4 protein-coding genes and 1 pseudogene are annotated in these 6,601 nt (G+C 67.9%); 1 reads left to right on the top strand and 4 read right to left on the bottom strand.

From position 1 onward, the window contains the following. The 3 genes from AMK31_RS41230 to AMK31_RS38250 all read right to left on the bottom strand — a co-directional run. Positions 1–159, bottom strand: a 159-nt coding sequence (locus AMK31_RS41230; protein ID WP_143204317.1) for a transposase, incomplete at its 3' end; no start/stop codon positions are given. A 393-nt stretch (positions 160–552) separates the two neighbouring features. Then, positions 553–873, bottom strand: coding sequence for a hypothetical protein (locus tag AMK31_RS38255; RefSeq protein ID WP_143204316.1), 321 nt, complete (start codon positions 871–873; stop codon positions 553–555). A gap of 245 nt (positions 874–1,118) precedes the next feature. Then, positions 1,119–1,682, bottom strand: a complete 564-nt coding sequence (locus AMK31_RS38250; RefSeq protein WP_073945371.1) for a CbrC family protein — start codon at positions 1,680–1,682, stop codon at positions 1,119–1,121. Between the two features lie 2,004 nt (positions 1,683–3,686). Here AMK31_RS38250 and AMK31_RS38240 point away from each other — a divergent pair. Further along, positions 3,687–4,229, top strand: a complete 543-nt coding sequence (locus tag AMK31_RS38240; protein ID WP_241842874.1) for a hypothetical protein — start codon at positions 3,687–3,689, stop codon at positions 4,227–4,229. Positions 4,230–4,750: 521 nt separating this feature from the next. Here AMK31_RS38240 and AMK31_RS38235 read toward each other — a convergent pair. Beyond that, positions 4,751–6,220: pseudogene (locus AMK31_RS38235) on the bottom strand (Helicase associated domain protein); the annotation flags it as partial. Positions 6,221–6,601 lie beyond the last annotated feature (381 nt).

The following is a 6,601-nucleotide window of genomic DNA, read 5'->3' as shown; positions in this document are numbered from 1 at the left end:
CTCCGGCAGATCCCTCCAGGGCACACCGGTACGGAACTTGAACACGATGCCCTCCAGCACCTGACGGTGATCCCGCCACCTGCCCCGAGCACGCCCCGCCGGCGGCAGCAACGGCTCGATCACCGCCCAGACGGCGTCAGATATCTCCCCATCCCTCACGATCAGTCCAACGATCAGATGATCGGAAAGACACTGCCTAGGGCGCACGAGCGACTGACATGACTCGGACGCCTTTTGGGAGGCACGGAAGGACTACACCGACGCTCACGCCTGGACCGAAGGGACGAGGGCGAGGGCATGGGCGAGTCGTTCGACTTGAAGACGCCCAGCAGATGCGCTGGCGTCTGCAGCGCCTGGCTGCGCTCCATCTCCGTGCGGGACCAGGCTGACTCACGGAAGCCCGCCAGTTCTGGAACCTCCGCGCGAAGGCCGCCGCATCGGTCGGTGTCTCTCGCAATGCCGACGGCGCGCGTCTTCGGTGTGACCGAGGTTGCTGGTGCTCCAGCCGGTGTGCCCCGAGTTCACAAACACACACTCAACTTGACGCTTGACCTAGGCGTTCAGCGAAGCCGGTTCGCTTCCGGCGGCAAGGGTGACTTGGGCGGTCCATGACCAGGGTTCCTGGGTCGGCTCCCAGTTCACCTCAACGTTGGTGCCGTGGAAGTCCCGGGCGAGTTCTGCGACCATCGCTGCCGCTGCGGCTTGCGCGTCTTCTGGGTCGGTGTGGTTCGGCACGTCCAGGCGTCGACAGAGCATTCCGCCTTCCATGGTGAGGACGCTGGTGCGCCAGCCCTCCGGCGTTGCCAGCAGGACGATCCCCTGCGGAATGCCCCAGGAGGGCCGGTTCTTCTTCTCCTTCTTGCGTCTCACCATGCCGCTATCCAACATCGTCTGGTTCGTAGTGGTGAGCTTGAGTGGAGGATCAACTGCCGCGACGGAGTTTGGTTTGGTGCCTGTCTTGTGATGAGCGGGCCGGCTGTATGCCTCGCCGGTGGCGAGGATGCGTCCGACGTCGTAGCGGGTGGCGGGTTGCCGGTTCTTCGAAAGGACCAGCGGGCGGCCGGGGCCGGGTCACCCCCGCGCCGCGTACCGAGCGGACCAAAGAGCTTCGTGGAAGCTCAGCCGACGTCCCAGGATGCCAGGCCTGTGCCGCAGTGCAAGCAGCGGAACAGGTAGGCGGTCGGCTCTCCAGCCCGGTCCAGGGCCCGCAGGAAATGTTCGGTTTCTGACGGCGCCCAGCCGTAACGCTGATGATCTATACGGAGCATGGCTAGAGCCTCCGGGTAGGCCTCGAGCTCGTGATAACCGGCAGGCCCGAGAAAGGCCGCGCCGTCGTCGCAGTGGTACAGCCAGGACCCCTGCTGCCAACCGGCAAAGCCGGGAGTGCGTCGGGTGATCTCTTCGACGACCGGCAGAGGAACGCCGTCGGGTACGTCAACGGCATCGCTGAACACCGCAAGCATGTCGAAGTCCTCATCGCCTCCGGCTGAGACGCTCAGGGCACTTGACGCTGCCCCGGAGTGGATGCAGTGAAGGCAAAGGGAATCAGGTTGGCGACCGTAGATGGGGCCTCGATAGCGAATCTGTCGATGCACGCCACAGACACTGCAGACATGGTCGGTGCGCACCGCGGACCCGGTAGCCAGCGGATCCGGATGGTATCGAAAGGTCGGCTCTGCCACGGGACCATCATGCCAACCAGCAATGAACACCGCGAAGCAGGCATCTGCCACAGGCTGCGATGTACGCAAGATCACCTCACGCGAAGATCGGAGATCTTATGCTCTGTTGGGCTCCCATCGGACTGCTGCCGTCACTGCCAGGGTCACAGCCGGGGCTGCCCGTGGTCATCGCGTCACCTGCTGCACCGTGGGTGCCAGCCAAAGTGCTCCCACCGCGCCTGCCGAAGCGACGGCCGAGGCACTGGCCAGCTGGATCCCGCCGTACGCGGCCGGGTCCCGGTCGCCGTCCGGGCCGGGTGTTGATGGCCGGCCTGAGGAAGAACGCCGCCGCCAGGGTCAACAGCACTACCGGAATGGCGAGGATCACGCGGAGCAGGCGGCGGTCGTCGTCGGGGTGGTGTGGGTGGTCGTCCACCGGGTGACGGCAGTGGCCGATTCTCTGCCGGTCGCCGGGGTGCGAGGGTTTCGGGGACTGCATCAGCGGGTCGCGTTCCTTGCCTGGTCCAGGTGGTGGGCGAAGTCACGGCCGTAACGTTGCGCCTGGTCGTTGTCCCGGTAAGGCCCCCTGACCGTCGAGACCATGGGCAAGCATTCCCTGCCCGGATCGCCGAACCAGCTCTCCCGCGCCGTCCCCCGTGCCGACGGCAGTGACCCGCTCGCGGCCTACCTCAAGAGGTGCCGCCCGCCGCTGGACATCCATCACCAGCACTGCCCACTCCACGACGGTGGCGGACACCTGAGTCCGGACGGCCCGGACGGGCCGCGAGTCTTGGAGGAGTGGAAGGTTTTCTCGTGCGAGCCCGCAGGTACGGCACTCAACCTTGTAGATGCCGCACGATGGGTGAACGAAGAGGCATCCCGCGGAGGTAGCGGCAGGCCGCCCTGCGCCATGTCCCTGGTGCTCGAGGAACTGCATCCCGTTCCCCGGCGAGTACCACGCCTCGTCGAGTGCGCCGCCGGCCTCGCCGGCCACTCCCTGGAGCGCTGAAACATTTCCGCACGAACGCTACGACTTCCGTAGACGGTTCAAGGCAAGCCCCGTCCGCGGCGGCCTGGTCCCGGAAGCCCTTGCTCGGACGTCTGGGGGCGCGGTACAGCCACCTGCGACGCTGCGGGCTGCGGCGGTGCCGCCCTGCACGCGAGTCGCGCCCGATGCCCCTCACCCGGGATGTGCGCCCCTGTCCGCCGCCGCGCACCCTGCCCGATTGGCAGTCGGCACGGCGTTCTCGCAGCGGCAGGGTGACAGGACTACTGGCTCGGTGCTCTGCCGACATCTGCTCATGCTTAGGCGGCGGCAGTCCGGGACGGGCGCTGCGGATGCGGGGGCGAGGCACGCGATGCCTGCTGCTTGAGAAGCCGCCCGGCCATGGAGCGGACCCGCTGGGCGAGTTAGGCATCCCCAGGGGAAGAGGAGACTGGCCGTGCCACGGGCTCCCTCGTCGACGAGGTGAGCAAGTTCCTGGTGGAACAGGGGACCGGCCCGGGCGAAACCGTTGGTGATTGAGCGCCGGGTATCCCTTGAAGGAGCTGGTGTCGGTTACCCGCCGGGAGAGCTCCGAGGCGGATGAACACCTAGTGGAAGACCGAATTCGTGCTGGTGGGTAGGGCGGCATTCCTAGGATTCGGTGGCACCACCCCGGGTGGTCCCATCGGCAGGGGGCAACAGCCGTGCCGGGCTCGGAGGCCAGCGGCCCCCTTTGCAGGGCCGCGAAAGGGATAACGGGGGCAGCATGCCCTCGGTCTCGATCGGCGGAGCACCTCCACGTCGCTGGGGAGGACGCGGGAGCGTCGAAGTACGTCGAGCCGGGCCGCGGAATATTCCTGCGTCGGCTGGCAGGATGCGGACCCGGGTGAGTCCTGCGTCTGCCGCGCCGGAGCACCTCCACGTTGCTGGGGAGGACCGGGCTCTGTGCCTGGTCTCGAATTGGTGAACCTTCAACGGACCCGGCTTGTCCGACATCATCTGACGGTAGCCTGCCGCCCCATCTCATCCCTGGGGGGACCATGACCAACCTGCCCGAGCAGCCCACCACCCCGCCGCAGCCCATCACCCCGCCGCAGCCCGCGGCCCCGCCCACCCCGGGCGTCCCGCAGCAGCCGCCCATCCCGCCCGCGGCGGCGAAGGGCAGACTCAGCCCGCTCGCCGCCGGGCTCCTCGGCCTCGCCGTCGGCGCCGGCCTGATGGGCGGCATCTGGGCCATCACCGCCAAGAGCTCTGACGAACCGGGGACGTTCACGCTGACGGGAACGTTCTCCCTCACCGAGGACGCCCTCACCCTTGGCGACACCTGCAGTGGCACCGGTGGCTACGACGACATCAGCGAAGGCACGTCCGTCACCGTGTATGGGGCGAAGGGGGACGTCATCGCCACCGGGCAGCTCGGTGACAGCGAGAAGACCGGCTACAACTCGTGCGACTTCGCCGTCGCAGTCCCCGACGTACCGAGAGGCGAGCGTTTCTACAAAGTCGAAGTCTCGCACCGGGGCACGGTGCAGCTCACCGCGGAAGAAGCCGAGAACGGGGAGTTCGGCGCCAGCCTCGGCTAGTCGGCGACAGGGCCCCGGCCGTCATCTGTGACGGTCCGGGCCTTCGTCGTGGGTACGGCGCGAGCCAGTCACCGGCCGTCCGTGACCACACGGCCGTGTACGGGATACTCCCCTGTCGGCGGGGAGGCCCTGGCGTACTCGCGCAGCGAGCCCGGGACGATACGAGGCTGACGGCGCCGCCGACCTGCCATGGCGCTTCCGTACCGTCTGGCGGAGACCGGAGGGTTCGCGAGGCAGATCTTGCCGGAGGATGTTGGTGGGGTACCGGTATGCGACGGTGGCCGCGAACGGACGCCCTGCCTCCGGCCGCGGGGCGAGGGTGAGGTGCTGCTGCCCGAGGCCGATCTCGCCGGCATGGTCGCCGTATGCGATGTCGGAGGCCGCCCCGGCTGCCCAACCGCCCGGCCCTCGAGCCCGACCGGCGCTCCTGACCCACATTCACCGATGCGTACGTCTGTTGTAGGGCGTGTCCAGGCGCCCCGCGGGACACGCCACGCTTCAGCACCCCACAGAATCTGCGGCTACGCCCATTCGATGCCGAGTGCGGCGAGTGCGGTGCGTTGGTCGTGGCTGAGTTTGTCACGGCGGGTCTTGGTATTCGATAGCCATACGCCGAGCTTGTGCTGGTGCTCCTGGCCGTCGATGACAACGCATTCGACGTGTCCCCTCGGCACTGGCTTTTGAACGCCCTCGCGCTGGATCCACTGGGTGAGGGCCGCCAAACCGCGCTGGAAGGCTGCGGACGCCTTCCCAGCCCTCTGGGCCACCGGCGCCGGAGTGGGCCGCTCAGCGGGCTTCACGCCCAGCTTGGACAGCCGCTGCTGCTGCTCGTCGGACAGCTGCGCCCAGGTGCCCGGCTGTTTCTGCCGTTGCAGCCATCGTCCGAGGTCGTCGCCGTCGAACGTCACGCCGGGCTGGATGTCGGGCAGTACCCCGCTGGGCTCGTCCTCCGCGAGGTGGGCGAGGATGCGGTAGTAGCGTTGCCAGTCCAGGGGCCAGGGGCAGTTCCAGTCGGGGTCGATCTCGGTGAGTTGTGCGGCCCGTGTCTGTACGCGTTCGGGGTTCTTGCCGAGGCCGTCCCTGCGACGGAGATTCGCTAGTAGCTGACCGATGGGGACGGGCTTGCCGTCGGCGGGGTCGTCCCACAGGGCGTCCTGCCTCGGGGCCATGTGCCCGTGCGCACGGTGGTACGAGCGCAGGACCGCCAGCTTCTTCTCCCAGGCTTCTTCGCCTGGTTCCCAGACCATCCCGGCTTCCGGCGCCTCGAGGAGTTCCTTACGCCGAGGTTCCAGCTCTCCGGCCCGCAGGGCTTTCCGCTGCTGGTGCACCCACCTGCCCAGGGGAAAATCTTTCGTCACGCCCACCGTCGTCTGCTCCTCATAGGGGACGGCGTGCAGGCCAGTGATGCCGTGCTCGGCTCGCCAGCGCAGGAGGGCCTGGTAGCCCTGCAGCCAGACCAGGGATTCCGGCCGGTAGACGCGGGTGCGCAGGAACGCGGCGATGGTGGCGGGGTCACGAGGGCTGGAGAACTGCAGCAGGTCGGACTCCACCATGTCACCGTTCTGCGTCTCCTGCCCTTCTTGGCCGGTGGTGGCGACGATGTGGCCTTCTTCGTCCCGTTGGACGTGGACCTTCCGCTTGCCGCTACTCAGGGCCCTGTTGGCGAGTTGCTCCACGAGGTGCTCGGAGTGGGAGCGCAGGCCCTGGAGCACGGCCACGAGCGGGGCATAGGAGGCGCTGGCGACCATGTCGGTCGGCTCTTCGCCGGGCTGGAGGAAGACGGGCACGATGATGCGGGCGACCTTGGTCGTGCCGTCGAGATTGGGCCGCAGCGCCCGGCCGATGTTCTGCACGATCTCGACCTGAGAGGTGCGGGTGTCGGCGAAGCACACGGCCTCGACCCCCCGCTCACCGGTGATGTCGACGCCTTCCCCGAGCACACGACAGCTGGCGAGGAACGCGCGGTGCACGCGCCGGCCCGCCGCGTCAATGTCCTCGCGGTCCACGAGAGAGGCGTACGTGGCGAGCACGACCACCGGACCGGACCCGGCCCACAGCGCCAGTTGGATTGCGTTGGTGGTGGTGCGCACCCCCAGCGAGGTGAGCACCGGGTCGTTCTCCAGCGAATGTGGCGTACCTGTCGCGCAGGCTGAATGATCTTGGTTGTGACCTGCTGTTGCTCAGCTGTACTGAGTGGTACGTCTGGATCCCAGGGGAGGCTTGCGCCGGGCCGAGGCGTTGGGGATGGGCGATGCGTGGGTTGAGCTGGGCGTTTTCTCTGCGCAGTGAGCTGAGCGTCGTGCCGGCTTTTGCGCAGTGTGGTCGGCGCGCCTGTAGGCAGGGGGAGTTGGCGGCTGTTCCCGGCTGGTGGA

It is taken from the genome of Streptomyces sp. TSRI0107 (genome assembly GCF_001905845.1).
GTDB lineage: Bacteria > Actinomycetota > Actinomycetes > Streptomycetales > Streptomycetaceae > Streptomyces.
This window is presented reverse-complemented; position numbering and strand designations above follow the sequence as displayed.

Bases quoted from the DNA above. Each gene is read 5' to 3' on its own strand.
- AMK31_RS38255 (WP_143204316.1), bottom strand. From the start codon at position 873: ATGGTGAGACGCAAGAAGGAGAAGAAGAACCGGCCCTCCTGGGGCATT.
- AMK31_RS38240 (WP_241842874.1), top strand. From the start codon at position 3,687: ATGACCAACCTGCCCGAGCAGCCCACCACCCCGCCGCAGCCCATCACC.